Origin of the sequence: Rhizobium freirei PRF 81 (genome assembly GCF_000359745.1) — a bacterium.
In the GTDB taxonomy this organism is placed as follows: Bacteria; Pseudomonadota; Alphaproteobacteria; order Rhizobiales; family Rhizobiaceae; genus Rhizobium; species Rhizobium freirei.
In genome coordinates this window covers 1-1130 of the sequence record NZ_AQHN01000080.1, presented here as the reverse complement: position 1 = coordinate 1130, position 1130 = coordinate 1, and the positions used below count along the sequence as shown (strand labels likewise).

At 63.4% G+C, this 1130-nt stretch carries 1 protein-coding gene; it reads right to left on the bottom strand.

Translation table 11 applies throughout. The features are described from left to right. Nucleotides 1-2: 2 nt before the first annotated feature. A partial coding sequence (locus RHSP_RS21855; protein ID WP_004123126.1) for an S-(hydroxymethyl)glutathione dehydrogenase/class III alcohol dehydrogenase occupies nucleotides 3-1130 on the bottom strand: 1128 nt, incomplete at its 5' end.

Sequence of the window (1130 nt, the reverse complement as noted above, 5' to 3'; positions counted from 1 at the left end):
CGTCAGTAGATTACGACGCCCCTGACACTCTTTCCGGAATGCATGAGCTCGAAGCCCTTGTTGATGTCTTCCAGCGGCATGGTGTGGGTGATCATCGGATCGATCTGGATCTTGCCCTCCATGTACCAGTCGACGATCTTCGGCACGTCGGTGCGGCCGCGGGCGCCGCCGAAGGCCGTCCCCATCCACGAGCGGCCCGTCACCAGCTGGAACGGACGCGTCGAAATCTCCTGGCCGGCGCCGGCAACGCCGATGACCACCGACTTGCCCCAGCCGCGATGCGAGGCCTCGAGCGCCTGACGCATGACCTTGGTGTTGCCGGTGCAGTCGAAGGTGTAATCGGCGCCGCCGATCTGGTCGGCACCGCGCTTCGTCATGTTGACGAGATAGGGCACGATGTCGTCGCCGACTTCCTTCGGGTTGACGAAATGCGTCATGCCGAAGCGCTCGCCCCATTCCTTCTTGTCATTGTTGAGATCGACGCCGATGATCATGTCGGCGCCGGCAAGCTTCAGGCCCTGGATGACGTTGAGGCCGATACCGCCGAGACCGAAGACGATCGCGGTTGCCCCCATCTCCACCTTGGCGGTGTTGATGACCGCGCCGATGCCGGTGGTGACGCCACAGCCGATATAGCAGATCTTGTCGAAGGGAGCGTCGGGATTGACCTTGGCAACGGCAATCTCCGGCAGCACGGTGTAATTGGCGAAGGTCGAGCAGCCCATATAGTGATGGATCTTGTCCTTGCCGATCGAGAAGCGCGAGGTGCCGTCCGGCATCAGGCCCTGGCCCTGGGTCGAGCGGATCGCGGTGCACAGATTGGTCTTGCGGCTGAGGCACGACGGGCATTCGCGGCATTCGGGCGTGTAGAGCGGAATGACGTGATCGCCCTTCCTGACCGAGGTGACGCCCGGACCGACGTCGACGACGATGCCGGCGCCTTCATGGCCGAGGATGGCGGGGAACAGGCCTTCGGGATCGGCGCCCGACAGGGTGAAGTCGTCGGTATGGCAGATGCCGGTCGCCTTGACCTCGATCAGCACTTCGCCGGCCTTCGGCCCCTCAAGCTGAACCGTCATCACCTCAAGCGGCTTGCCGGCCGCAACCGCTACGGCTGCTCTTACGTCCAT